22 protein-coding genes and 1 tRNA gene are annotated in these 26,166 nt (G+C 67.9%); 9 read left to right on the forward strand and 14 right to left on the reverse strand.

Annotated elements, in window-relative coordinates; genetic code table 11:
* Positions 1-50: 50 nt before the first annotated feature.
* The 6 genes from metG to NJD74_RS02220 all read right to left on the reverse strand — a co-directional run bounded on the left by metG (position 51) and on the right by NJD74_RS02220 (position 7,018).
* Positions 51-2,129 (reverse strand): methionine--tRNA ligase, encoded by a 2,079-nt coding sequence (metG, locus tag NJD74_RS02195; RefSeq protein WP_319623579.1) that lies wholly within the window; start codon positions 2,127-2,129, stop codon positions 51-53.
* A gap of 98 nt (positions 2,130-2,227) precedes the next feature.
* Positions 2,228-2,671 (reverse strand): DUF2147 domain-containing protein, encoded by a 444-nt coding sequence (locus NJD74_RS02200; protein WP_121038630.1) that lies wholly within the window; start codon positions 2,669-2,671, stop codon positions 2,228-2,230.
* Between the two features lie 101 nt (positions 2,672-2,772).
* Entirely contained in the window at positions 2,773-3,192 is a 420-nt protein-coding gene (locus tag NJD74_RS02205; protein ID WP_319623580.1) for a VOC family protein, read from the reverse strand.
* The gene (locus NJD74_RS02210; protein WP_319623620.1) at positions 3,189-4,235 is read right to left on the reverse strand and encodes a serine hydrolase domain-containing protein; all 1,047 of its coding nucleotides are present in this window, start codon (positions 4,233-4,235) and stop codon (positions 3,189-3,191) included. Before NJD74_RS02210 ends, NJD74_RS02205 begins: the two co-directional genes overlap by 4 nt.
* 57 nt (positions 4,236-4,292) lie before the next feature.
* Complete coding sequence (locus NJD74_RS02215; protein ID WP_319623581.1) at positions 4,293-6,209, reverse strand: DUF885 family protein; 1,917 nt, start codon at positions 6,207-6,209, stop codon at positions 4,293-4,295.
* 131 nt (positions 6,210-6,340) lie between these two features.
* Positions 6,341-7,018: a DUF502 domain-containing protein gene (locus NJD74_RS02220; RefSeq protein WP_319623582.1), complete on the reverse strand. Its 678-nt coding sequence runs from the start codon at positions 7,016-7,018 to the stop codon at positions 6,341-6,343.
* Between the two features lie 99 nt (positions 7,019-7,117).
* On the opposite strand from NJD74_RS02220, the gene NJD74_RS02225 reads away from it, so the two are divergent.
* Positions 7,118-8,389 (forward strand): hypothetical protein, encoded by a 1,272-nt coding sequence (locus NJD74_RS02225; protein WP_319623583.1) that lies wholly within the window; start codon positions 7,118-7,120, stop codon positions 8,387-8,389.
* A gap of 23 nt (positions 8,390-8,412) precedes the next feature.
* Here the strand turns inward: NJD74_RS02225 and NJD74_RS02230 are convergent, their stop codons facing one another.
* From NJD74_RS02230 to trxA, 5 genes are all read right to left on the reverse strand, one after another.
* Entirely contained in the window at positions 8,413-9,144 is a 732-nt protein-coding gene (locus NJD74_RS02230) for a hypothetical protein (RefSeq protein ID WP_319623584.1), read from the reverse strand.
* 51 nt (positions 9,145-9,195) lie between these two features.
* Positions 9,196-9,660 carry a DUF4442 domain-containing protein gene (locus tag NJD74_RS02235; RefSeq protein WP_121038612.1) on the reverse strand — a complete coding sequence of 155 codons (465 nt, stop codon included), beginning with the start codon at positions 9,658-9,660 and terminating at the stop codon, positions 9,196-9,198.
* Between the two features lie 70 nt (positions 9,661-9,730).
* Positions 9,731-11,362, reverse strand: a complete 1,632-nt coding sequence (locus NJD74_RS02240) for a CHASE2 domain-containing protein (protein ID WP_319623585.1) — start codon at positions 11,360-11,362, stop codon at positions 9,731-9,733.
* Complete coding sequence (locus NJD74_RS02245; protein ID WP_319623621.1) at positions 11,359-12,981, reverse strand: FecR domain-containing protein; 1,623 nt, start codon at positions 12,979-12,981, stop codon at positions 11,359-11,361. Before NJD74_RS02245 ends, NJD74_RS02240 begins: the two co-directional genes overlap by 4 nt.
* Positions 12,982-13,232: 251 nt before the next feature.
* Positions 13,233-14,096, reverse strand: coding sequence for a thioredoxin (gene trxA, locus NJD74_RS02250; RefSeq protein ID WP_319623586.1), 864 nt, complete (start codon positions 14,094-14,096; stop codon positions 13,233-13,235).
* 128 nt (positions 14,097-14,224) lie between these two features.
* Here trxA and NJD74_RS02255 point away from each other — a divergent pair, with 128 nt between their 5' ends.
* The 8 genes from NJD74_RS02255 (at position 14,225) to NJD74_RS02290 (ending at position 21,388) form a co-directional block, all read left to right on the forward strand.
* The gene (locus NJD74_RS02255) at positions 14,225-14,836 is read left to right on the forward strand and encodes a DUF998 domain-containing protein (RefSeq protein ID WP_319623587.1); all 612 of its coding nucleotides are present in this window, start codon (positions 14,225-14,227) and stop codon (positions 14,834-14,836) included.
* A gap of 186 nt (positions 14,837-15,022) precedes the next feature.
* Complete coding sequence (gene leuS / locus NJD74_RS02260; protein ID WP_319623588.1) at positions 15,023-17,671, forward strand: leucine--tRNA ligase; 2,649 nt, start codon at positions 15,023-15,025, stop codon at positions 17,669-17,671.
* Between the two features lie 163 nt (positions 17,672-17,834).
* Entirely contained in the window at positions 17,835-18,470 is a 636-nt protein-coding gene (gene lptE / locus NJD74_RS02265) for an LPS assembly lipoprotein LptE (RefSeq protein WP_319623589.1), read from the forward strand.
* Positions 18,471-18,501: 31 nt separating this feature from the next.
* The gene (holA, locus tag NJD74_RS02270; RefSeq protein WP_070425626.1) at positions 18,502-19,539 is read left to right on the forward strand and encodes a DNA polymerase III subunit delta; all 1,038 of its coding nucleotides are present in this window, start codon (positions 18,502-18,504) and stop codon (positions 19,537-19,539) included.
* Positions 19,540-19,543: 4 nt separating this feature from the next.
* Positions 19,544-20,209, forward strand: coding sequence for a nicotinate-nucleotide adenylyltransferase (nadD, locus tag NJD74_RS02275; RefSeq protein ID WP_319623590.1), 666 nt, complete (start codon positions 19,544-19,546; stop codon positions 20,207-20,209).
* Between the two features lie 58 nt (positions 20,210-20,267).
* Positions 20,268-20,699: a ribosome silencing factor gene (rsfS, locus tag NJD74_RS02280; RefSeq protein WP_121038588.1), complete on the forward strand. Its 432-nt coding sequence runs from the start codon at positions 20,268-20,270 to the stop codon at positions 20,697-20,699.
* A gap of 84 nt (positions 20,700-20,783) precedes the next feature.
* Positions 20,784-21,254, forward strand: coding sequence for a 23S rRNA (pseudouridine(1915)-N(3))-methyltransferase RlmH (gene rlmH / locus NJD74_RS02285; protein WP_259259584.1), 471 nt, complete (start codon positions 20,784-20,786; stop codon positions 21,252-21,254).
* 57 nt (positions 21,255-21,311) lie between these two features.
* A tRNA-Asn gene (locus NJD74_RS02290) sits at positions 21,312-21,388 on the forward strand.
* A gap of 124 nt (positions 21,389-21,512) precedes the next feature.
* Here NJD74_RS02290 and NJD74_RS02295 read toward each other — a convergent pair.
* From NJD74_RS02295 to NJD74_RS02305, 3 genes are all read right to left on the reverse strand, one after another.
* Entirely contained in the window at positions 21,513-24,332 is a 2,820-nt protein-coding gene (locus NJD74_RS02295; RefSeq protein WP_319623591.1) for a TonB-dependent receptor, read from the reverse strand.
* Between the two features lie 177 nt (positions 24,333-24,509).
* Positions 24,510-25,169, reverse strand: a complete 660-nt coding sequence (locus NJD74_RS02300) for a TonB family protein (protein ID WP_319623592.1) — start codon at positions 25,167-25,169, stop codon at positions 24,510-24,512.
* A gap of 231 nt (positions 25,170-25,400) precedes the next feature.
* Positions 25,401-26,135, reverse strand: coding sequence for an SIMPL domain-containing protein (locus NJD74_RS02305; protein WP_088434541.1), 735 nt, complete (start codon positions 26,133-26,135; stop codon positions 25,401-25,403).
* Positions 26,136-26,166: the final 31 nt, after the last annotated feature.

A 26,166-nucleotide genomic window follows, 5' to 3' on the forward strand; every position in this document is an offset into this window, starting at 1 on the left:
CAGGCAGAAGAGCGTGGCAGGGCGACCCGGTGGCCGCCCTGCCGCAGCGATCAGCGGACCGGCATGCCCGGCAACGCGGCGCTGTCGGCGTCCAGCAGGGCCAGTGCGCCGCCGTCGAAACCGGCCGACAGGATCATGCCCTCGCTCAGGCCGAAGCGCATCTTGCGCGGGGCCAGGTTGGCGATGAAGACCACGCTGCGGCCGACCAGCTGTTCCGGCTCGCCGTAGCTGGCGCGGATGCCGGAGAAGATCTGGCGCTTGCCCAGGTCACCGGCGTCGAGTTCGAAACGCAGCAGCTTGTCCGACCCTTCCACGAACTCGCAGACCAGCACCTTGCCGATGCGCAGATCCAGCTTGGCGAAGTCGTCGATGCCGATGTAGGCCGGTGCGGCCTCGCCATCGGCCGCAGCAACCGGTGCCGGTGCGGCAGCGGGCTTGGCCGGTTTGGCCGGGGCGGCGGGGGCCGGGGTGGCGGCCTGCAGGTTGTCCTTGGATGCGTCGGTCATGGCGTCGATTTTTTTCGGGTCGATACGGGTGAACAGGGGCTCGTACACCGCGATGGTGTGCGCGGTCAGCGGGGTGGCGATGTCGGTCCAGGCCTGCACCGGCGCGGCCAGGAAGGCCTCGGCCTGCGCGGCGGTGGCCGGCAGCACCGGCTTGAGCGCGGTAACCAGCACACGGAACAGGTTCAGGCCCTGGGTGCAGACCGATTGCAGCTGCGCGTCGGCGCCGTCCTGCTTGGCGATCACCCACGGCTTTTCATCGTCGATGTAGCGGTTGGCTTCGTCGGCCAGCGCCATGGTCTGGCGCAGTGCGCTGGCCGGATCGTTGCGCTCGTACGCCTCGCGGATCGGCGCCAGCGCGGCGACGAAACGGTCGTACTGGGCGGCATCGGGCAGCGCGTCGGCCAGGCGGCCCTTGAAGCGCTTGCTGATGAAGCCGGCGCAGCGGCTGGCCAGGTTGACGAACTTGCCGACCAGATCCGCGTTGACGCGCGCGATGAAGTCACCCAGGTTCAGGTCGAGATCGTCCACGCCGCCGGAGGACTTGGCCGCGAAGTAATAGCGCAGCGCTTCCGGTTCCAGCCCGGCATCCAGGAAGGTGCGGGCCATCACGAAGGTGCCGCGCGACTTGGACATCTTCGCGCCCTCCACGGTCAGGTAGCCGTTGACGTGCAGGCGGGTCGGCGCGCGGTGGCCGGTGCCGTGCAGCACCGCCGGCCAGAACAGGCCGTGGAAGTTCACGATGTCCTTGCCGATGAAGTGGTGCAGCTCGGTGCTGGTGCCCGCGCGCAGGTGCGCCTCGAAATCTTCGCCGGTCTTGGCGCACAGCGCCTGGAAGCTGGAGAGATAGCCGATCGGCGCATCCAGCCACACGTAGAAGTACTTGCCCGGGTGACCCGGGATCTGGAAGCCGAAGTACGGCGCATCGCGCGAGATGTCCCACGCGCGCAGGCCACCCTCGGCATTGAGCCACTCACCCAGCTTGGCCTTCACGCCCGGCAGGGCGACGTCGCCGGCCAGCCACTCGCGCAGGAAGCCTTCGAAGCGGCCGACCTCGAAGAAGAAATGCTCCGAATCGCGGATTTCCGGCGTGGCGCCGGAGATCACCGATTTCGGGTCCTTCAGGTCGGTCGGGCTGTAGGTGGCGCCGCAGACTTCGCAGTTGTCGCCGTACTGGTCCGGCGTGCCACAGTTCGGGCAGATGCCCTTGATGTAGCGGTCGGGCAGGAACATGCCCTTGGCCGGGTCGTAGAACTGGGCCACGGAGCGGCGCGCGATGTGGCCTTCGGCCTCGAGCTTGAGGTAGAAGGCTTCGGTCAGCGCCTTGTTGGCCACCGAGTTGGTCGAGTCGTAATGATCGAACGCCACGCCGAACGCGGCGAAATCGCGCTCATGGCTGGCCTGGATGTTGGCGATGAAGGCCTCCGGGGTCACGCCGGCCTTTTCGGCCGCGAGCATGATCGGGGTGCCATGGGTGTCATCGGCGCAGACGAACCAGGTCTTGCCGCCGCTCATTCGACGCGCGCGCACCCAGATGTCAGCCTGGATGTAGCCGACCAGGTGGCCCAGGTGCAGCGGGCCGTTGGCGTAGGGCAGGGCGGTGGTGACGAGAGCGGTGCGGGTCATGATGAGCGCTGTTGCCAGGGGAACCGGGGATTATCGCACGCCAAAACGCAGTAACCCGGCCGAAGCCGGGTTACGGGGGCTCAAAAGCAGCGCCGGGCTTACTCGCGCACCCAGGTCTGGGCGCGGCAGATGAAGGCCACGCAGCCGGACACGTCCAGCTTGGCGCCGCCGGTCTGCAGCTTCATCTTGGACTTGTAGGTCTTGCCGTTGCCCGGATCCAGGATGGTGCCGCCGGACCAGGCGTTGGTGCCGTCGGCCTTGAGGTTCCACAGGATGGTCATGCCTTTGACCGGCTTGTTCTTGTTGGCGCCCTCGCAGCCGTCGCAGACCGGATTGGGGCCCTTGTCCGAGTGCAGGATGTCCACGACCTTGCCGGTCAGGGTGCCATTGGTGGCCTGGGTGATCTCCACGATCGACTTCACCTTGCCGGTCTTGTCATCGATGGTCTTCCAGCGGCCGACGGCGCCGTCGGCGGCGCTGGCCGACATCGCGGCCATCATCAGCGGCAGCGCCAGCAACAGGGTCTTGAAAGTCTTGCGCATGTTCCCCTCCCAGGGATGTCCGTGAACGCCGGCGCAGGCGGCCGGTACAGGGCCGACTGTATACCCATTCGCTCCGGTACGGAACGTGTCCGGCGCACGGTTCAGCCGGCGTCGGCCGGGATCTCGTACAGCTCCAGCGGCAGGTCGTCCGGGTCGGCGAAGAAGGTGAAGCGGCGGCCGGTGTACTCGTCCACCCGGATCGGTTCGCAGGCCACGCCGGCCGCGGTCAGGCGGGCGATCATGGGCTCCAGCGTGTGCACGCGGAAGGTCAGGTGGCGCAGGCCCTGCGCCTCGGGGCGGCTGGGCCGTGTGGGCGCGCCCGGGAACGAGAACAGCTCCAGCTGGCTGCCATCGGGCAGGGCCAGATCGAGCTTCCAGGAGTCGCGCGCCGCGCGATGGTTCTCGGCGATCACCTGCAGGCCGAGCAAGCGGGTGTAGAAGTCTCGGGAGCGGACGTAATCGGCGCAGATCAGGGCCACGTGGTGGATGCCGATCAGTGGGGACGCGTCAGAAGCGTTCATTGCAGAGTATCCAGCCAGCGCCGGGCGATCTGCAGCGCCAGCGGATAGGGTTCGGGGGCGTTGCGGTTGCTGAGTACGATCACGGTGAGGCGCTGCGCCGGATAGCGCAGGATCACGTTGCGGAAGCCGATGCTCTCGCCGCTGTGCCACTGCGCGCCACCGTTGAGCCGCCAGCCGAAACCGTAAAACGGCACGTCCGTCTCGGTGGTGGGGGTGGCAGGGGAGAACATCTGCTTCAACGATGTCGCCTTCAACAGGCGCTGGTCATACAGCGCGGCATCCCAGCGCGCCAGGTCATCCAGCGAGGAATACACCCCACCATCGCCGAGCACCGCGCTGGTCGGGCTTTGATCGGTACGCTGCCAACGCCCGTCGCGCTCGCTGTAGCCATAGGCGCGGCGCGCGATGTCGTCCACGCCATCCTGATGCGCCACGCTGTCGCGCATGCCCAGCGGCAGGAAAATCCGCTGGCGCAGGAAGCTGGCGAAATCGGTGCCCGAGGCCTTGCCGACCACCAGCGCCAGCAGCGCGTAGCCGCTGTTGCTGTAACGGTAGGCCGAGCCCGGCGCGAAGTACGTCCGGTCCTGGTGTTCCAGCAGATGCAGCACGTCCTGGTCATGGACCTGCACGGTCGCGTCGGCAGCCATCAGGTCTTCGTAATCGAGCAGGCCGCTGGTGTGGCTGAGCAGCTGGCGCAGGGTGATGGCATCGGAGGCCGCCGGCAACGAGGGCAGCCAGCGCTTGAGTGGGTCATCCAGGCCCAGCGCACCATCTTCGGCCAGCAGCAGGATCGCCGCGGCGGTGAACTGCTTGCTGACCGAGGCCAGACGGAAATTGGTCTGCGCGGTCACCGTGGTGCGATCTTCCAGCACCGCCAGGCCGTAGCCGCGCCGGAACACCGGCTGGCCATCGTGCAGGACCAGCACCGCCGCGCCGGGAACCTGGCCGTCGTAGCGCTGCATCAGCGCATCGATGCCCGGATCCGGTGGCGTCAGCACCGGTGCTGCGATGACGGCGCCGCTACCGCTACCGGCGATGCACATCGCGCTGATCCACACATGCAGATGCCGGACGATGTGCATGCTCGTTTCCTTCAGGGCTCAGGGCGCGGGCGTGGCCGCGCCACTCTGGCTGGCGATCCAGCGGGCGATCTTGGCATCGAGGATGTCCAGCGGCATCGAGCCATCGCGCAGCACTTCCTCATGGAAGCGGCGCGCGTCGAAACGTGCCCCCAGCGCTGCCTTGGCCTTGTCGCGCAGTTCCATCATCTTCAGTTCGCCCAGGCCATTGGCCAGGGTCTGCCCGGGCAGGGCCATGAAGCGCTCCACTTCCGCGGTGGCATCGCTGGCGCTCATGTCCGCGGTCTTGACCAGATAGTCCACGGCCTGGCGCTTGCTCCAGCCCTGCGCGTGCACGCCGGTGTCGGCGGACATGCGCGCGGCACGGGTCAACGCGGCCTGCAGATAGCCGATCCGCTCGTAGGGATCCTGATAGACGCCCAGTTGCTCGCCCAGCGACTCGGCATACAGGCCCCAGCCTTCCACGAAGGCGATGTCTCCGCCCAGACGACGGAAGCGTGGCAGCTTGTCCAGCTCCTGTTGCAGGCCCAGCTGCACGTGATGGCCGGGAATGCCCTCATGCAGGAACTGCATCGGTGCGGCCCAGCGGCGGCGGCTCGGCAGATCGCCGGTGTTGATGTACAGCACGCCCGGGCGCATCCCGTCCGGCAATGGTTGCTGGTAGCTCACCGCGCCGGCGGTGGCCGCGCGTTCGGGCTCGACCGCGCGGATCTCCATCGGGGCCTTGGGCAGCGTGCCGAGCAGCGTGGGCAGGCGGGCGTTGACCTGGCTCTGCAGCTGCTTGTAGCGGTTGAGCAGCGCATCGGCGTTGGCGTACTGGAAATCGCGGTCGGTGCGCATGGTGCGCAGCAGTTTCTGCTGCGAGCCACGGATCTTGTTGTCTTTCATGATCGTGGCGATCTGCGCCTGCAGCGTGGCCACGCGTTGTTCGGCCAGGGCATGGATCTGTTCGGGCGTCAGCGTGGATGCGGTGCTCTGCACGATGGTCTGCGCATACCAGGCCTTGCCGCCGGGCAGGCCGGCCAGGCCATCGGTGCTGCGCGCGGCCGGCAGGTACTCGGTCGCGATGAAGCCGCGCAGAGCGCGATAGGACGGCATGATGCGGAACTCGATCATGCGCTTGTATTCGGCCGTGATGCGCGCCTTGTCGGCCGCCGGGAAATCCTCGGGCAGGTTGCGCACCGGCGCCCAGAAGATGCTCTCTTCGGCGGTCGGCTTGATCACCGCATCCAGCTGCGGCAACACCTTTTCCATCAGGTCGCGCGGTTGCACCACACCGGCGGCCATGCCTTGGCGCATGTTGGCGATGGCCTGCTCGAACAGGGCCGGAATGCCCAGCGAGCGGCGCGACCAGCCATCGTAATCCTGCACCGTGTTGAACGGCTGCGCACCGGAGCCGGAGCCGAGAATGGCCATGATGCTGCCGAGGTTGTAGTACTGGCTCACCGGCAGCATCCAGCCGGGGAACTGCTCGGCGGCCAGCGACATGCGCGCGTCGCGCACGAAGATTTCGTAGCTGAGCAGGTCCTGGCCGGTCAGGCCGTCCGGCCCGATCTTCTCGACCTTGCCCAGCCACTCCACGGTGAAGTCATGCGACTGCTGCCGGTAGGCGGCAGAAAGAATGTTGGGCAGCTGATCGTTGTGGCGGCTGTCGCCCTGGAAGGTGGCCTGCAGCGGATTGAGCCGCATCGAGGCATCCCAGTACTCATCGTAGATCCGGTCCAGCTGCGCGGCCTTGGTCTGCTGGCGCACCAGCGGCTGGCGGGCAGGGGCGGCGGCTGGGCGTGCACGCGGCTTGGCCTTGGGCTTGGCAGCGGGCCGGGACTGGGCCGCGGCGGGCCGGGTGGCCTTCTTCTTGGCAGCTTCGGCCGGAGCGGCAGCGCTGAAGGCCATCAGTACGGCAATGGCAAGCGCCAGGGCGCGGGCGGGGTGGGGCATCGGCTGTTTCCGTAAACGCACAGACACGGGAGCTTGCCCGATTCGCCTGCGTACGGCCAGCATCGGCCCCCGGTCAGGTTTGTCATGTACGGCGCCCAGTCAGCTGCGGCAGCATGCTGCTGCCGCGATGCTCAACGATCGCCGGCGCGGGTGAACGGCATGGTTTCCGGGGCGACCGCGCCGCCGGAGATGATGAAGCTCATTGCCTGGTCCACGGTCCAGTCGGTGGGCGTGAGCAGCTCCACCGGCACGATTTCCAGATAGCCCGAGGTCGGATTGGGGGTGGTGGGGACGTATACGGCGGCCAGCTCCCGGCCGCTGCCTTCTTCCTTCATCACCCGCGTCACCAGGCCAACCGACTTCATGTCGCGATGCGGGAAGTCGATCAGCACCACACGCTGCGTGCTGCCCGGTTCGGTCTGCAGCATGTCCAGCAGTTTCTTGGCGCTGTCGTAGATGATGCTGGCCAATGGAATGCGCTTGATCACCGCACCGAACCAGCGCAGCAGGCGCTGGCCGATCACGCGGCGGCTGAGTATGCCCACCGAGAGAATCACCAGCAGCGTGGCGGCCAGGGCGATGATGTCCTGCATCCACTCGACCTTGATCCAGCCCAGGTAATGCGGGAACGAGGCGGCGATCTGCTCGGACAGCGGCACCACCAGCGGGCTGGAAATGCCCGAGAGCAGCACGAACACGAATTTGACCACCACCCAGGTCAGCCAGATCGGCAGCAGGGTCAGCAGGCCGGTCAGGAACAGGCGCTGCAGGGAGGGACGCGGAACGAGTTGGGGGGCTTCGGGCGACATCCGCGCATTGTAGCGGTGGCGATGCCCGGTTTACGCTGCCCATCCCCGCAGGACGCGGGGTCTGGGGAGAATGCTGTGGTGAGAAATGGACTGAAATGGGTGGGCATCTCGATCCTGAGCCTGTCGCTGGCCGTGGCGGGGCTCTGGGCCGCCTCGCGGTTCTGGCCGCTGCCGGCCGAGCAGCGTGAGGCGATGCGGCTGCTGCAGGCGCCGCTGCCCACGCGCGGCGAGAACGGCTTCACCGCGTTGTGGACGCTGCGCTACGACGGCCTGGATGCCCATGGGCGCGCGGCCGTGATGGCACAGGATGTCGCGCGTTGGCGCACCGGTACGCCAGGCCAGCGGCCGGTAGCGTCCAGCGCGGAGGGGCATTACCCGGCGACGCCGCTGTCGGCCCTTGCGCGCTGCGGCCGGCGGGGTGTCGGGTGTCTTGCGGCGGTGCGGGCGGACCCCGAACGTTTCGCCAGCGCGCATGCCGGACATGATGGGCTTCACCAGCGCGTGGCCGCGCTGGCCGGCTACGGTCATTTCGTCTCTCCGTTCGAGCCGTTCGGCACGGACCCGATGGTGCCGCTGCCCGCGTTCCAGCCGCTGCTCGATCCGCTGTCCGCGCATGCGCTGGCCCACGTGCGCGGCGACAGTGGATCCGCGCTTGCCGGTGCATGCGCCGATATCCTCAGTGGCCGCCGGCTGACAGGGCAGGGCGACACCCTGGTCACCAGCATGATCGGCGCAGCCATGGTGGAGAGCAACGCGCGGCTGCTGGCCGATATCCTGGTCGAGCTGCCCGCCGACGTTGCATTGCCCGCGGTCTGCGCGGCGGCACTGGCGCCGATGACGGCCAGCGAGCAGAGCCTGTGCACGACGATGCGCGGCGAGTTCGCGCTCGCTGCGGCGGGCGTGCGGCCGTCCACTGGGAACCCGGACGGCCATCGCCTGTTGCTGGATGTGCCGCGCACTCTGGCGCGCATGGCGCCCCGCTATGCGTGGGCGTGCGCCACCAGTGCAGAACTGGTAGCAGCGCGCGACGCGCCCACGCCCATTCCCGGGCCCGCGCAGGATCGCTTTGCCTGCATCGCCAATCCGCTGGGCTGTGCCGTGGCCAACATCGGCGGGCCAGACATGCGGCAGTATGCCGGCCGCCCGCAGGATGCCGCGGCGATGCTGCGCCTGGTGGCGGCGCAGCGATGGCTGCGGCAGCAGCCGATGGCGGCCTCCGCGGCGCTGCAGAGCATGCCGGAGGCGCTGCATTCGCCCACCCGCACGCCGGTGCTCAGCGACGATGGCCAGTGGCTGCAGGTGGAGCGGCGCGTGGTGATGGATGAGGCCGGGCCGACGCTGCAGGTGCCGATGCGCGCGCCTGCCCGGTAAGCCGCGCGCGGCGCCGCGGCGGTTTACCGATCGTCGGCGCCGGCCAGTGGCTCGAATGCGCTGCCATCGCCTACCGTCTCCAGCGTCCAGCGGCGTGGCGAGGTGAGGGTCTCCCAGCGCACGGTGTCTTGGTCCGATTCCATGCTGCCTTCGGCATGGCGCACGCGGCGGGTCGAGTAATTGATGCTCAGGCTTTCGGTCTGCCCGGAGTTGCGCATCATCGAGTCGCGGTCATACCCAATCAATGCGAAGGCACCGTTCTGCCAGCGGAAGGTGTAGCTGGCCGAACCGGTGGACCAGCTGCCGGCATTGGAGAAGAAGAACAGCGTGGTGCGCAGGGTGCCGCGCACGATCGAGACGCCGGCGCCGTCTTCAAACACATCCGACAGGTTCGGCGCCTCGTGACGGGTGATCAGCGTGTGGTTCTGCGTGGCGAGCGTGTAGCCGTTCGGTGTGGCCCAGGCGATGGCGAGCATGCGTGGATTGCTGTCCAGTGGGCTGATGCCGAAGCCATCGTGTTCGACGATGTTGCGCGGGTCCTGCTGGCGCAGCACCAGAACGAGATCATCGCGCTTGTCGCCATTGAGATCGCCACGCAGCTGCTGCTCGATGCGCCAGCCGGACGGCACGAAGCCCTCGGCGTTGGCCGCGTGAGCCGGCAGGACCGGATAGTCGACCGGCGGGATCCGCAGCTCCTGTGCGGCGGCGGGCAGGATGACGAACAGCAATGGGGTCAGCAGCAGGCGCAGGTGCATGGTCTTCCGTGGCGTGAATCCGGCGCGCGAGCATAGCAAGCGTGCGAGGGCTCATCCCGCGCGCTGGCGTGCCTCGGGCTTGAGCCGCAGGTAGACCTGCTTGCGTACGCGGGCGATGACCTCGCCTTTCGCATCGACAATGTCATTGCTGAACCAGTGCAGGTACTTTTCCCCGCTGGCAGTGGCGGCACGCAATTGATCCAGCAGTGCCTCGTCCAGCCGGAACTCGGCAACCACCGTCCCGCGGCCCGGCTTGAGGAATTCGATCTCACCCGCACGGTCCCAGACGTAGTAATCGCGTCCCAGGTTCTGCATCACGGTGAGCATCCAGAACGGATCGGTCATCGCGAACAGGCTGCCACCGAAGTGGGTACCTACGTAGTTGCGGTTCCACGGGCGCATGCGCAGTTCGACACGCACATGGCGATAGTCCGGGCTGACCGTGGTCACGTGGATGCCCGTGAACAGGAACGGCGGCCACAGGTTGAGGCCAAGGCGGAAGACGGAGGCCTTCATTCGGATCGCATCTCAGTGCTGAGGGTGACCGGAGTCTACCATTCGCCTGCGTATGGGTGCCGTGGGGGTATCAGCCCAGCCCGCCATCATCGACCGCATACCCATTCCGTCCGGCCGCCTTGGCCTGGTACAGCGCGGCATCGGCGCCTTCGAAGAAGTGCCGCGGCTCGGTGCCGGGCGTCGGCACCCGGGTGAACACGCCGACGGTGACGGTGATGTGCGTGGTCGTGCCGCGGCCGGCGGGAATTTCCAGCGCCTGCGCCCGTGCGACCAGATCCTGCACCACCTGCACTGCGCCTTCCGGCGTGGTGTCGGGCAGGATCAGCGCGAACTCGTCGCCGCCAAAGCGCGCAGCCATGTCGCGGGGCCGGCGCGCGTGCGCCCGGATCTCCTGCGCGATCCGGCGCAGCACGGTGTCGCCGGCCTGATGACCGAAATCATCGTTGTGGCGCTTGAAGTGATCCACGTCGATCAACACCAGGCTCAGCGGCCGTCCGCTGCGGCGGCCGGCATCGTGCTCGGCCTGCAGGGTCTGTTCGAAGCGCAGCCGGTTGCCCAGCCCGGTGAGTGCATCGCTGTTGGCCTGGCGGCGCCAGGCGCTGACCCGCCACAGCGTCCAGGCCAGGATCACCGCCAGCATGCCGATCAAGGCGGCGGCCGGCGCGAACCACAGGTTGCCGGCGCGCAGCAGCACGAAGCTCGTCAGCAGCGTCAACGGCAGGGCGAGCACGCCGCTCAGCCACGCCCGCGGCAGGGTCAACAACAGGCAGCACAGGGCCACCAGCAGCCCGGTGACGGCGCTCTGCCATGCCGACGGCAGGGGATTGATCACCTTGTCGGCGAGCAGCATCGAGGCGACGTTGGCCTGGTACTCGCTGCCGCTCATCCAGCGCTCGCGGGTGGTCGGGGTCAGCAGGCGCGGCGCGATGCCGCTGGCCGTCATGCCGACCAGCACCAGGCGGCCGCGCAGCAGCGCCGGATCGACCTCGCCGTTGAGCACATCGGCGTAGGAGACCTGCGGGAAGCGTTCGGGCGGCCCGGCGTAGCGCACGCGCACGTAGTGGTCGCGGCGCCACTGGTACGGCGACACCAGGTCCGGCTGATCATCGTGCAGCCCGGGCAGCGGGCCGTGCGTGTCCGCCAGCGCCAAGCCAAGCGCCGGCCAGTGCGGTGAGCCGATGCCGGCAGTGAGGTACAGGCCGCGGGCGACGCCATCGCCGTCCACTTCGATGTCGGTGTGACCCAGGCTCGCCGCGTTGGCGGCGATCAGCGGAATCGGCAGCAGCTCTTCGGCCATGCGCGGGCCACTGGCGGGCGCGGCCAGCACCGGCAGCACCACATGCCCGTTGCGCCGGATTGCCGCGGCCAGTTCGGCATCCTGGGTACTGTCCTGGCGGTCCGGTTCGGACAGCATCAGATCCAGCACGACGCGCGCGGCGCGGGCATCGGTCAGCCGGTCCAGCAGGCGCGCGTGGGTACCGCGCGGCCACGGCCACTGGCCCAGCTGCTGCAGGCTGTTGTCGTCGATGGCCACGATCAGCAGGCGTGCATCGGGCGTGTATTCCCAGCCGCCGACGTAGGCGTCGTAGACCACCTCATCCTGTTTCCAGAACCACTGCCAGTGACTGGCCACGACCGCCAGCGCGCCGACCAGTGCGGCCAGCGCGATGCGTTGCGGCCAGGGCAGGTGCAGGGGCGTCACAGCAGCAGCCACAACAACAGCGCACCGCCCCCGGTGGCGTAACAGGTGCGGCACGGCAGGGCGATCTGCTGGGCCGGCGAGAAGGGACCGGCGTAACCGTCCTCATCGATGTACTGCACGCGCACATGCAGCGTGCCGCGCCAGGGGCGCTTGATCGAGACTTCCGGCTGGGCCAGTTCCTGATCGAGCAGCGGGGCACGGAAGTCGCCACGACGGTCCAGCTGCACGCGATAGCGCTGGCCGGGTTCGCCGGCCTGCCAGCGCAGCGTCAGTTGGCCTTTGGCGGCCTCGGGCGGCTGCAGCGCCGGGTCGACCGGTGCGTCGGTAATGACCAGCGGCAGCGGCTGCCCGAAACGCCCGCGGTCGCCGTTGCGATCCACCGATGCCACGCGCCACACATACTCGCCCGGGGTGAGGTCCAGGACGGGACGCAGGTGGGTGGCGCGGGTGTCCTGTTCGAGCAGGAGATCGAGGAACTGCGGATCGCGGGCGATCTGCAGCACCGTGCGCTCGGCGTCGGCCACCCGGGTCCATTCGAAGCGCGGCCGTGCGCTGTTGATGGTCTGGCCATGCAGCGGCCGCACGGTCAGCGGCGCGACCGGCTGGTCACGCACCTGGAAATCCTGCTCGGCATCCAGCCCTTCGACCTGCTCGGCGCTGACCGCGCGCACCAGCAGGCGCAGCTCGCCCGGCGGCAGATCGGGCAGGGTGAGCGTGGTGGTGTCGGTGTCGCGTGCGAACAGCAGGACCTCCGGCTGGTCGGCGCGGACGACCTCCACCCGGTACCCGGCAGCATCGGTCACCGGTTGCCAGGCCAGGGCAGCCGGCAGGGTGGCCAGCCGCTGCGGCTCGCTCGACAGCACGGGTGCGGGCAGCAGCGCCTCCACGCCGGCCGGGCGTGCGTCGAGCGAGGGACTGCGGGTGGCCTGGCCGCGGCTGACCAGGCGCTGGCCGCGGCGGTTGCCGACCTGCACGCGGCCGTCCAGCACTTCGGTGGCCGCGCCGCGGCCGTCCTGGCCGGCGCTGACCCGGAAGACGGTGCCACGTACGCTGCTGGTCGCCGTCGGCGCATCGATGATGTAACGCGAGGCCGGGCCGTTGGCCGGGGTCACCCGGTTGCTGGCGCGCCCCTGTTCCAGGCGCAGGCGGGTATCGACCATGCCAGTGCGGCCGTAGCGGGAAAGCTGGTCGAAGCGCAGGCGCGAACGCTCGCGCAGCTGCAGCCGCGAATCATCGGCAAAGACCACGGTGACGCTGGCATCCTCGCCGGTGACCAGTTCCTGCCCGATCCGCAGCAGGTCGCCTTCGATCACCTCGCGAAGGGGCTGGCCGTCGGCCTGGCTCTGCACCGGGCCACGCACGGCCAGTACCCGCGCCGGGGCGGGCTGCACCTGCAGCCAGGCGACGGGGAAACGCAGCTGGCTGCCGGGCGGCAGGCGGTAGGGATCGGCGATGCCGTTGTGCGACTGCAGCTGCTCCCAGGCGATGGACGGCTTCAGGTAGCGGGCACTGAGGTCCCAGATCGTGTCGCCGGGGCGGACCCGGTAGGTCCAGTCCTGCGCCAGGACCGGCGCGGCAGCCAGCATCATGGCGGCCAGCACCAACAGGCGGGCGGCCATCGGGAAACGGAGGAATCGGGTCAATCTCACGGTCATTCACGGCCCTGCAAGGCGGGGCGCAGCCAAGTAGGCCGCCATGGCCCAGACCTCATCCTCCCCGATGGATCGCAGCCTCCAGTGGGCCGCGGCGGCATTATTGCCCGGGAGTCGTGCAGGGTTTCTGAACGTGATTCACGTCACACATCGAAGTTGCCGGTCTGGATAGGCGGCTTCGTTGGGCCAGCACCCCGAAAGGCGCTGGCCGTGGCCGATCAGAACAGCAGCGAGGCCATCCGGCGGCGGTACTGGCCGACCAGGTCTTCATCCTCGATCACCTTGAAGGCATCGATCAGCAGCTTGCGCGGGCGGCCATCGTCGTAGCTGCGGTCGCGGCGCAGCATGTCCAGGAACTGCTCCAGCGCGGCCGCATCCTGCCCGGACAGCAGCAACTGCACGCCGCGCAGGTGGCGTGCCTGCAGATCGTCGCCATTGGCTGCGATGCGCGCCTCCAGCACCTCGGAAGCCGGGGCTTCCTGCAGGGCGCTGGCGAATTCCAGGCGGGCGCGGGCACGCACGGCGCGGTCATCGGTGGAGAGGTTGGCCGGCAGCGCGTCGATCAGGGCGGTGGCCTCGGCGGTGGCCCCGGTCTGCAGCAGGGCCAGGGCCAGGTCGAGCTTGAGCTCTTCCTTGTCCGGCTCGGCGGCAATCGCCGCGCGCAGCACATCGACCTGGGCCTGCGGGTCGAGCGGCGGCGCTTCGACGGTTTCCGCTTCCTCCGGGGCCGCTTCAAGCGGGACCACGCCGTGCTGGGTCAGGAACTCGCGCAGCTGGCCTTCGGGCACCGCGCCGGGGAAACCGTCCACGATCTGTCCGCCCTTGACCAGGAACACGGTCGGCACCGAGCGGATCTGGAACGCCGCGGCGATCTGCTGCTCCTTGTCGACATCGACCTTGGCCAGCTCGAAGGCGCCGTGATATTCGCCGGCCAGCTTTTCCAGCATCGGGCCCAGGGTCTTGCAGGGGCCGCACCAGGTGGCCCAGAAATCGACCAGCACGGGGGTCTGCAGGGATTTCTGCAGGACCTCGGTCTCGAAGGTCTCGGTGGTGGCGTCAAAGACGTGGGGCAGATCGCTCATGGTTTCAAATCAACGGGAAACTGGAGAGGAAGTGTATGGTGCCGCCCGCGGCCGGACGCAACCCCACCGGGCGGGTTCCCCTTGGAACAGCGACAATGCGGGCCTTCAGACGCAGCCGGGTGAGCAGCATGCAGGGAATCCAACGTTGGGAAGGTGGGCTCGGCATTGCCGCCGCCGTGTTGTTCGTGGGCGCGGTGCTGGGCTTCGGCGCGGCGCTGCCGCTGTTCGATCCGGTCGGCCATCCGGTCGCGCTGCTCGGGGCGATGGACGTGCCGCATGCGCGGGCATTCAACGTTCTCGGTTTCGCGCTGCCCGGCCTGCTCGCCAGCCTGGTCGCGCTGCGCCTGCTGCTGCGGGTGCCGCGCACCGCGCCGTGGTCGATGCGGGTCGGTGCGCAGTTGCTGATGCTGGCTGGGGTCGGCTTCACCGCGATGGGCGTGCTGCCGCTGGATACCCGCGATCTGGACAACCCGGCCAGCCAGTACCACGCCAGTGCCTGGATGGTGTGGGTGCTGGCCTTCGTGCCGGGCGCGGTGATGTCCGGGATCGGCGCGCTGCGGCTGCCGGCGTGGCGTGCCGTGGGCGGCCTGCACCTGGCCTGCGGGGTGGGCGTGCTGCTTGCCGCGTTCGCGCTGCAGGCCCTGCTGCCGGCCCCGATGGCCCAGCGCGTGGCCTTCGGGGTGTGGCTGGTCTGGCTGGTGGCGGTGCTGCCGTTGGCGCCCTCCACGCGGCGCGCCTGAGCGCAGCCGCCGCCGTTGCTGCGCCCCGGCACGCGCCGTGGCGCGGGGCGCGGGCTGACGTATTTCACCAATCCCCAGTCAATTCAATGAGATGACAGGTTTGGCCGCAACGGTTGGCCACGTCGATTGGAGCCCTTTGCCGCACTGCGGTACCCTGTGCCGCTTTGCCGCCGCACTAGCGTTTTTATGACCAGCGTCGAACCCAACGTTTACGATCCGCAGCAGGTTGAATCCGCCGCCCAGCAGTACTGGGATGCCACCCGTGCCTTCGAGGTCACCGAGACTTCGGAGAAGCCGAAGTTCTACTGCCTCTCGATGCTGCCGTATCCGTCCGGTGCGCTGCACATGGGCCACGTGCGCAATTACACGATTGGTGACGTGATCAGCCGCTACAAGCGGATGACCGGTCACAACGTGCTGCAACCGATGGGCTGGGATGCGTTCGGCCTGCCGGCCGAGAACGCGGCGATCAAGAACAAGACCGCGCCGGCCAAGTGGACCTACGCCAACATCGAGCACATGCGTGGCCAGTTCAAGGCCATGGGCTATGCGATCGATTGGTCGCGCGAGTTCGCCACCTGCACGCCCGAGTACTACGTGCACGAGCAGCGCATGTTCACCCGCCTGATGCGCAAGGGCCTGGCCTACCGCCGCAACGCGGTGGTGAACTGGGACCCGATCGATCAGACCGTGCTGGCCAACGAGCAGGTCATCGACGGCCGCGGCTGGCGTTCCGGCGCGCTGGTGGAAAAACGCGAGATTCCGCAGTGGTTCCTGCGCATCACCGATTACGCCCAGGAACTGCTGGACGGCCTGGACGAACTGCCGGGCTGGCCCGATTCGGTCAAGACCATGCAGCGCAACTGGATCGGCCGCTCGGAAGGGCTGGAGATCCAGTTCGATGTGCGTGACGCTGACGGCAGCACGCTGGACCCGCTGCGCGTGTTCACCACCCGTCCGGACACCGTGATGGGCGTGACCTTCGTGTCGATCGCCGGCGAACATCCGCTGGCCCAGCACGCGGCCAAGTCCAACCCGGCGCTGGCCGCGCTGCTGGCCGAGATGAAGCAGGGCGGCGTGTCCGAGGCGGAGCTGGAAACCCAGGAAAAGCGCGGCATGGATACCGGCCTGCGCGCCATCCATCCGGTCACTGGCGCCCAGGTGCCGGTGTGGGTCGCCAACTTCGTGCTGATGGGTTACGGCACCGGCGCGGTGATGGCCGTCCCCGGCCACGACCAGCGCGACAACGAATTCGCCAACAAGTACGGCCTGCCGATCCGCCAGGTCATCGCGTTGAAGTCGCTGCGCAAGGAAGAAAGCGCGTACGACGCCACGCGCTGGCAGGACTGGTACGGCGACAAAACGCGCGAGACCGAGCTGGTCAACTCCGAAGAGTTCGACGGGCTGGATTTCCAGGGCGCCTTCGAGGCACTGGCCGAGCGTTTCGAGCGCAAGGCCCAGGGCCAGCGCCGCGTGAACTACCGGTTGCGCGACTGGGGCGTGAGCCGCCAGCGCTACTGGGGCTGCCCGATCCCGGTGATCTACTGCCCGAAATGCGGCGCCTTGCCGGTGCCGGAAGAGCAGCTGCCGGTGGTCCTGCCGGAGAACGTCAACTTCGTCGGCACCGGTTCGCCGATCAAGGCCGATCCGGAATGGCGCAAGACCACCTGCCCGGACTGCGGCGGCGCGGCCGAGCGCGAGACCGACACCTTCGATACCTTCATGGAATCGAGCTGGTACTACGCGCGTTACACCTCGCCGGGTGCCCGTGATGCGGTCGACAAGCGCGGCAACTACTGGCTGCCGGTGGATCAGTACATCGGCGGTATCGAGCACGCGATCCTGCACCTGATGTACTTCCGTTTCTTCCACAAGCTGCTGCGTGATGCGCGCATGGTGGACAGCAACGAGCCGGCGCAGAACCTGCTGTGCCAGGGCATGGTGATCGCCGAAACCTACTACCGCCCGAACCCGGACGGCTCCAAGGACTGGATCAACCCGGCCGACGTGGATGTGCAGCGTGACGAGCGCGGCCGCATCGTCGGGGCGACCCTGATCGCCGACGGCCAGCCGGTGGTGATCGGCGGCACCGAGAAGATGTCCAAGTCCAAGAACAACGGCGTGGACCCGCAGGTGATGGTGGGCAAGTACGGCGCCGACACCGTGCGTCTGTTCTCGATGTTCGCCGCGCCGCCGGAGCAGTCGCTGGAGTGGAACGAAGCCGGCGTGGACGGCATGGCCCGCTTCCTGCGTCGCTTGTGGGCGCAGGTGCAGAAGCATGCCGCTGATGGCGCTGCCCCGGCACTGGACGTGGCCGCGCTGAACGCCGAGCAGAAGGCGCTGCGCCGCAAGACACACGAAACCATCGGCAAGGTCGGTGACGACTACGGCCGCCGCCACAGCTTCAACACCGCGATCGCCGCGGTGATGGAGCTGATGAACGCGCTGGCCAAGTTCGATGATGTCAGCGAGCAGGGCCGTGCGGTGCGCCAGGAAGCGCTGCGCGCCACCGTGCTGCTGCTCAACCCGATCACCCCGCATGCCAGCCATGCGTTGTGGCAGGTGCTGGGCCATGCCGAGGAACTGCTGGAAGACCAGGCGTTCCCGGAAGCCGATCCGGCCGCGCTGGTGCGCGATGCGGTGACGCTGGCGGTGCAGGTCAACGGCAAACTGCGTGGCACCATCGACGTCGCTGCCGATGCGCCGCGTGATCAGATCGAAGCCCTGGGCCTGGCCGAGCCGAACGCGGCCAAGTTCCTGGAAGGTCTGACCGTGCGCAAGATCATCATCGTGCCGGGCAAGATCGTGAACATCGTGGCGGCCCCGCAGGGCTGATCCTGTCGTGCCACCGGGGGCCTTGCGCGCCCGGTGGCACCGATCTCCATGGGCCGATGGCGGGCACGCCCTGTAGGCCGTCCGGTATCAAGTCCTGTTCACGCGGCATCCGGCACGATCACTGCTTGTTGCCGCGACCGCCCGGCTCCTACAGACTGTATCCATGACCCGATTCCTGCTTGCCCTTGTCCTGACCGCAACCCTTGCCGGGTGCGGCTTCCATCTGCGCAACAAGTTGATGCTGCCGGCCGATACGGCTGCGGTGCAGGTGGTCTCCACCGCGCCCTACAGCGAACTGGTCAAGTTGCTGCGCCGTGGCCTGCAGGCCTCCGGGGCGCAGCTGGCCGATCCGGACAGCACGGGCCCGGCTTCGCAGCTGCAGGTGTTGTCCGAGCGTTGGGGCGATCTGCCGATCGCGATCGATGCCCAGGGCCGTGCCCAGGAGTACAGCCTGCGCTATGCGGTGATCTTCATCTTCCGCCGCGAAGACGGCAGCGAGCTGGTGCCGCAGCAGGTGATCGAACTCTCGCGCGACTACGTGTCGCCGCCGACCGACGCCACCGGTACCACGACCGAACGCGAAATCCTCGCCGACGAACTGCGCCGTGAGATGTCTGCGTCAATCATGCGCCGTATCGACAGCGTGGTCCGCGCCGAACTGGAGCATGGCCGCGCCCCGGCCAAGCCGGGTACGACGCCGGTGGAAACGCCGGTTGAGATCCCCGCGGCGGCCCCGGCAAGCCCGAGCTCGACGACCCCGACGCCGGCGGTCCCCGCCGTCGTCCCGCAGGGGCGCTGAGCCCGGTCCGCCTGCGGATCGGCCTGCCCGGATGGAACTGCGCCCCGAACAGCTCGCCAGCCAACCGGCCAGTCAGCCGTTGGCCCCGGTGTATCTGATTGCCGGTCCGGAAACGCTGCGCGTGCTTGAAGCCGCCGATGCCGTGCGTGCACGTGCGCGCGCCGATGGCGTCAACGAGCGCGAAGTCTTCGATGCCGATGGCCGTGACTTCGACTGGAACCAGCTCGACGCCAGCTTCAATGCGCCCAGCCTGTTCAGTGCCCGACGCCTGATGGAACTGCGCCTGCCCAGCGGCAAGCCGGGCAAGGAAGGCGCCGAGGTGATCAGCCAGTTCTGTGCCAACCCGGCGCCGGACGTGATCCTGCTGATCACCTGCAACGAATGGAGCAAGGCGCACCAGACCAAGTGGGCCGATGCCGTTGGCCGCGCCGGGGTGATCTCGGTGGCCTGGGCGATCAAGCCGCATGAGCTGACCGAGTGGATCGAGCGCCGGCTGCGTGGCAAGGGCCTGCGCGCCGACCCGCAGGCCGTGCAGCGCCTGGCCGAACGGGTGGAGGGCAATTTGTTGGCCGCTGCCCAGGAGATCGACAAGCTGGCGCTGCTGGCCGACGGCCAGACCCTGGATGTGGACACCATGGAATCGCTGGTGGCCGATGCCGCCCGCTATGACGTGTTCCGTCTGGTCGAGGCGACCTTCTCCGGCCAGCCCGCCGCCGTCCTGCGCATGATCGCCGGCCTGCGTGCCGAGGGTGAAGCGGTGGCGGCGCTGACGCCGATCGTGATCCGCGAGCTGCTCTCCACCGCCGGTCTGGCGCGGGTGCAGGCGCGCGGCGGCAACCTGGCCGCGGAAATGAAGAGCCGTGGCATCTGGGAGTCGCGGCAGGCGCCGTTCAAGCGCGCGCTGCAGCGTCACCCCGAGGTCAAGCGCTGGGAGCGTTTCGTGGCCGAGGCGGGGCTGGTGGACCGCATCGCCAAGGGGCGCGCCGATGGCGACGCCTGGCTGGCGCTGGAGCGGCTGCTGATCGCCGTCTCCGAAGCCCGCGCCGTGCGCCTGCTCGCCCGGGCCTGAGCCCATGGGGCTGCGCATCTATTACGGCGGGACCTTCGATCCCGTCCATCTGGGCCATCTGGCCATTGCCCGTGCCGCCCGCGACCAGTTGCAGGTCGCCGTCCGCCTGCTGCCCGCCGCCGATCCACCGCACCGCGCCGCCCCCGGCGCCGATGCCGGGCAGCGCCTGGCCATGCTGGCCCTGGCCATCGGCGAGGAGCCCGGCCTGCTGCTGGACCGGCGTGAGCTGGACCGGGCCGGGCGCCAGCCCGGTGTGCCGTCCTATACCGTGGATACCCTGCGCGAGCTGCGTGCCGAGCTGGGCCCGCGCCAGCCGATCGCCTGGCTGGTCGGTGCCGACAGCCTGTTGGCCCTGCCCAGTTGGCACCAGTGGGCGTCGTTGTTCGATCTGGCGCATTTCATCGTCGCCGACCGCCCGGGCAGCCCCTTGGCCGACACCCTCGACCCGGTGCTGGCGCAGGCCCTGGAAGGGCGCTGGGCCAGTCACGAGCGTGAGCTGTTCAGCGCGCCGGCCGGGCGCCTGATGCGCCTGCAGGCCCCATTGCGCGAGGAATCAGCCACCGCGGTGCGCGCGCAGATCGCCGCCGCCGGGCCCTGGCAGCAACTGCTGCCTGAGGCTGTCGCGGGCTACATCATCGACCACCGCCTGTACGGCGCGACACCGTCGTGAATACGCGCGGGCCCGCCGCCCCGTATAATCGGCCCCACATTTATCGAGTTGACCCGCTTTGAGCAACCAAGCCCAGCCCCAGACCATCAAGGTCCAATTGCCCAATCCGGCGCCCTCCGTTCTGCAGCTGCTCGAGTGCGTGCGCGGGGCCACCGAAGAACTGAAGGCCAAGGATCTCGTTGAGATCGACGTGATCGGCCGCTCCAGCGTCGCCGATTACATGGTGATCGCGTCGGGCACCTCCAGCCGTCACGTCAAGTCGATCGCCGACGAAGTGGTGAAGTTCGCCAAGAAGCTGGGCGTGATGCCGCTGGGTGTGGAAGGCGAGCGCGAAGCCGAGTGGGTGCTGGTCGACCTGGGCGACGTGATCGTTCACGTGATGCTGCCGCGCGTCCGTGAGTTCTACGCGCTCGAGCGCCTGTGGACGGTGGGCGACCAGCCGCCGATCGAACTGCTCGACGATGCGGACGACGACTACGACGCGCGCTGATCGCAGCGTGCCCGGTCACGACAACGGCGCCGATGGCGCCGTTGTCTTTTGCGGCGCCACCTGTGGTGGCTGCGGAGGACAGACATGAAAGCCAAGCTGATCGCCACTGGCGAGCGCGCGCCCTCCTGGGTTGCGCAGGGCTTTGCCGAGTACCAGAAGCGGCTCTCGCACTGGTTGCCGTTCGAGCTGGTCGAGATCGAACCCGGCCTGCGCGGGAAAGGGCGCGATGCGCGCCGCGCGACCGATGACGAAGGCAAGCGGGTGATCGCCGCGCTGCCGAAGAATGCCTACGTGGTCGCGCTCGATGTGCCGGGGCGCCAGCTCAGCTCCGAGCAGCTGGCGCAGCGGCTGGAGCACTGGCGTGGACAGGGCCGGGACCTTGCCTTCCTGATCGGCGGGCCGGAAGGTCATTCGGCGGAAGTGTCCGCGATGGCTGATGAGAAATGGTCGATCGGCCCGCTGACGCTGCCGCACATGCTGGTGCGCCTGGTGGTAGCCGAGCAGCTGTACCGCGCTGCAGCGATGCTGGCCAACCATCCGTATCACCGCGCGTGAAATAGTTGCCGCCAGACGGGTTACATCTCGCGAAAAACGGGCTACAATGCGCACCCAGCCCGAATAGCTCAGCCGGTTAGAGCACTTGACTGTTAATCAGGGGGTCGTTGGTTCGAGTCCAACTTCGGGCGCCAAGATTCGAGAAAAAGCCTCGCAGCGATGCGGGGCTTTTTCTTGTCCGCGATTTACCCGCGTGCCGCGATCCAAACAAAAAGCCCGGGCACTGCCCGGGCTCTTTGTTCCCCAAGTGCGGCTACCTCATTCGAAGGTGTACTTGGCACCGACGGTGAAGTAACGGCCGATCGCGCCGCTGAAGTGCAGCGGGTTGTAGTTCACGCCACCGTAAGTGGTCGGATCCAGCGGAGCGATGCGGTCGAACAGGTTCTGCACCGATGCGTTCAACTCGAAGGCCTCGGTGATGTTCCAGCGACCGGACAGGTCGAAGGTGGTGAACGAGGAGATCTTGGTGACGTCCGTGCCGTCGGCGTAGGCGAACTGGTACTCGCCATCCGGACCGCGGAAGTCGGTGTTCTCCATCTTGGAGATGTAGTTGGCCACGCCGCTGACGCTCCACGGGCCCTGCTTCCAGGTGGTACCGAAGTTGATGCGGTCCTTCGGGGTGCCGATGCAGTTGGTGACGTCGCAGTTGCCGTGGGTACCGGCGTAATCGACGGTCACATCCGAATCGGTGCGCTCGAACTTGAGCACATGGCTCCACTGCAGATCCATCTCCAGCTGGCCCGGACCGATGTCGAAGGTCTGGCGGATGTCGGTATCGATACCGCGCACGCGGGTGGAGGCGGCGTTGATGTACGCGGTGTTCACCGCAAGGATCGTGCCGGTGTTGGGAATGCCGTTGATCAGATCGCTGTCACGCAGCACGTTCCCGGCTGCAATGGCATCGGCCGTGGAGCCCTGCGCGATTTCGTTGGTGCGTTTGATCTGCCACGCATCGACCGTCATCGAGGTGCTCGAGGTGGGCTGCAGCACCACGCCGAACGAGTAGCTCTTGGATTCTTCCGGCTTCAGGTCGGGATTGGGGCGGGTGATGATCGCCACCGGTCGCGAACTGCAGTTGGTCAAGTTGGGCTGCAGGTCGCAACGGAGTGCATCGCGGGCATTGGAGAAGGCGGCCAGGCCACCATCGCCGTTTTCGGCCGGGTTCGGCGCGCGGAAGCCTTCGGCATAGCTGCCGCGGACCGCGATCCAATCGGCCGGCGTCCACTTCACGCCGAGCTTCGGCGTTGCCTTGCCTTCGCCACTTTCGTACTTGTCATAGCGCACCGCGCCGGACAGTTCCAACTGTTCCAGCACCGGGGCGGACAACTCGACATAGCCGGCGTAGACGTTCTGCGTGCCGTCATAGGCCGAATAACCCAGACCGATGATCTGGCCCTGGTCGGTGAAGGTCTGCGGGGTCAGGCTGTTGCTGGTCTTGCGCCATTCGGTACCCAGCGCCAGGCCCAGCGGGCCACCCTTCAGATCCATCAGGCTGCGCGACACGGTGAAGTCGAACATGTCCAGGCTGGACTTGGCGCGTGCGCTGATGTCCGGCGAGATGTAGTCATACAGGGCCTGCGAGTTGAGCCCCGCATTGTCGCCAATGCGCCACACGCCCGCCGGGCAGGCCGGGTTGCCGAGCACGCAGCGGACCGCGTCGTAGTTCAGGAAGCCGGTGCGCTTGTTGACCAGGTCGGTACCCGAATGCAGGTAGGCGGTGTCGTAGCTCCACTCGCCCCAGTTGCCCTTGACGCCCACCAGGAAGCGGTTGAACTCGTTGGTGTTCTCAGTCACACGTGGGCCCACATCCCAGGCCGAGTAACGCAGGCGCGAGGCCTGGCCCGGGATCGGGTTGTCCGGGTGGGTCGGGCTCAGCACGGTAGCGCCGGGGCCGCTGTTGGCGTTGACCGGACCTTCCGGATAGCCCCAGCCGCCCGACACGCCGGAGGGCGTATTGCTGAAGGTGGTTTCCTTCTTGGAGTAGCCGATCTCGGTGTAGATCTCACCGCCCTCGCCGAAGGCGAAGCTGGCGCGACCAAACACGTTGACGTACTTCTCTTCCGGGGTCAGGTCACGGTACAGCTGGGCCGGATCCCACAGGCAGCCCTGCTGCTGTGCGGTGACGTCGTTCTGGCCGGGGATGGTGGTCAAGCCCGCGCAGCCCGGGAGCGCAACGAGGAAGGCGGGATTGTCATCGGTCACGGCGCGGTCGTCGAAGACCGAACCATTCGGACCGACGCCGCCGCTGGTGCCGCCGTTGAGGAAGGCGCCACCCAGGAACTGCGCGTTGTTGCCATAGCCGTAGCGACGGATGTCACCCGTGCCGATCCACTTGCGGTCCTTGCGATCGCTGATCTTGATCGCGTCGGTCTTGCCCACGTCCAAACTGAAGAACGCGTTCCAGCCATCGGTGGCCAGGTCGCCGGTACCGGCGGTCAGCGTGGCTTTCTTGGCATCGCCATCGCTGTCACCGGACAGGCCGTAGGAGGCGCGCAGGATGGCGCCGTTGAAGTCGCTGCGCAGGATGATGTTGACCACGCCGGCGATGGCGTCCGAGCCGTAGATCGCAGAAGCGCCGTCCTTGAGGACTTCAATGCGCTCGACCGCATCCAGCGGAATGGTGCTCAGATCGGTGAAGACCTTCTGGCCGTCATCGGCCAGGCCGTAGGTCGCCATGCGGCGGCCGTTCAACAGGACCAGCGTGGAGCCGGCGCCCAGGCCGCGCAGCGAGATGCCCGCGCCACCGCCGGCAAAGCCGTTGCCGAAGGTCTTGGGAATGGAGCCCGACCCATCCGCGGTCAGGGTCTGCAGGTATTCGGCGACCGTGGTCTTGCCGGTCCGGTCGATTTCCTGGCGGGTGACCACCTGGACGGGGGAGGGGGTTTCGGTGTTCGTGCGGGGGATGTTCGACCCCGTGACGGTGATCCGGTCAAGGTTGGTCGCCTGCTCCTGCGCGAACGCGGAGGACGACGCCATGGCCCCTACCAGCAGCAGCGCGCCGCTGGTGAGGATCGTGGAAATGGAATGGGCCAGGGTATTGCGGCGGCTGTCGTCGCGGCGTTGGATCGGGTGTTTCACAGCTTCTCTCCTGACTGGGAAAACCTAAATGTCATTGAGTCGACACCAGAACGGTGCCAACGGCGCCAATCTAGGTTTCCGTCGTGTGACGCAAGAGTGAAAAATTGCTTAATTGGGGAAAGATGCTGTGCCTCTCAGTTTGTGAATGGGGAGCCCCGTCACGGGGCTCCCATTCACTCAGCGCGGCAACGAAAAATCGACCGGAACCAGGCCATCGGCGGCGACCGCCTGCCCATCGACGAGAGCTGGTACGAAACGCCAGTGACGCAGCACCTGCTGGCGGGCGGCCTGGTCGAGCACGCGCGAACCACTGCTCTTCTCGATACTGACCGCAACCGGGTTGCCCTCGCTGTCGACCCGGATGCGCAGCAGGACCGTTCCCTGCTGGCCGAGGCGGATCGCCGCGACGGGATACGGCGGGGGTGGCGCGCTGCGGTACTTCAGTTGGGCTCCGGCGGCGGGCGACGGCACGGCGGGGGCAGATTCCAGCGCCGGTGCGGCGGTCTCGCTGGCGGGCATCGGTGTCACCGTGAGCGCCTCGTCGAGGGTGGCGGTGGGGGTCGGCAGCGGTGCCGGCGCGCGTTGCGTGGTCACGGGCACGGTCGGGGGGAGCCGCTGCGGGTCCGCCGGAGGGTGGCGGACGATCTCCGGCGGCGGCGGCGGAGGCAGTACCCAGGTCACCTGCATGCGTTCGCGGGGTGCCTTGATCAGGGGCTGGGTAGCCGGGATCAACAACAGCATCAGGGCCAGCGCATGGACCGCGATGGCAGTGCTCCACCCGAGCACGCGGGAGGCTTCGATATGCAGCGGGACAACCGGGGACGGGGTACGGACCATGCTCCACTCTCCTTGCCAGATGTGCGGGAACATCAACGTGCCTGCGCGGCACGTGGGGTCAGGCGGGGCCGCGCAATGACAGCAATACCCGAGCCCGGCACGGGCCGGAAGTCAGGGGCAGGGTGGTGAGTTGGCTGGCAGTCAGGATCCAGCCGCAGACAGCATGACGGCGCCCGCAGGCGCCGTCATGCCAGGCAGGAGCGGACCGTTGGTCCGCTCGCTTCTGACGTGTTACCGGCCCAGATCGAACACCACGTCCAGGTTGACCGACACGGTCGATTCGCCCGGCGAGACCGGGGTGGATACGTCGGCCGCCATCGGCGCCGCTGCCGCACGCATCATCACCGGGCGGAAGTTGCCGCCGCCGCTCTCGGAGATGCTCACGATCCGGCGCACGCGCAGGCCCAGCGACTTGGCGTAGGTTTCGGCACGGGCCTGGGCTTTCTTCAGCGCGGCCAGGCGGGCCTCGTCATAGACCGGCTCGGGCTGGTCGATCTCGAACTGGGGGCCGTTGATCTGGTTGGCGCCCTGGGCAGCCAATGCGTCGAGTACTTTGCCGAGCTTGGCGATGTCGCGCACTTTCAGGCTGACCGTGTTGCTGGCCTGGTAGCCGGTGATCTTCGGTGCCTCGTTGTCGGCGTAGCGGTATTGCGGGCTCAGGTTGACGCCGCTGGTCTGCACATCACGCTCGGCGATGCCGGCAGCCTTGATCGCGGCGAGCACCTTGGTCATCTGCTCGGCGTTCTGGCGCATGGCGGTGTTGCCGTCCACGGCCTGGGTCACCACACCGGCCGAGAGCGTGGCCACGTCCGGCACGCGCCTGGCCTCGGCATTGGCCGAGATGTTGAGCAGGGTGCCGTCAGCCGGCACGGCGATGGTGGGCTGGGACTGGGCGTGGGCGGTCATCGAAGCTCCCAGGGCAAGGGACAGGGCGAGCAGCAACGGGGACAGGGACGGGCGGCGCATGTACATCTCCTTGTGAAGACGTTGAGGTTGG

Origin of the sequence: Stenotrophomonas sp. RG-453 (assembly GCF_033843685.1) — a bacterium.
GTDB classification, from domain to species: domain Bacteria; phylum Pseudomonadota; class Gammaproteobacteria; order Xanthomonadales; family Xanthomonadaceae; genus Stenotrophomonas; species Stenotrophomonas bentonitica_A.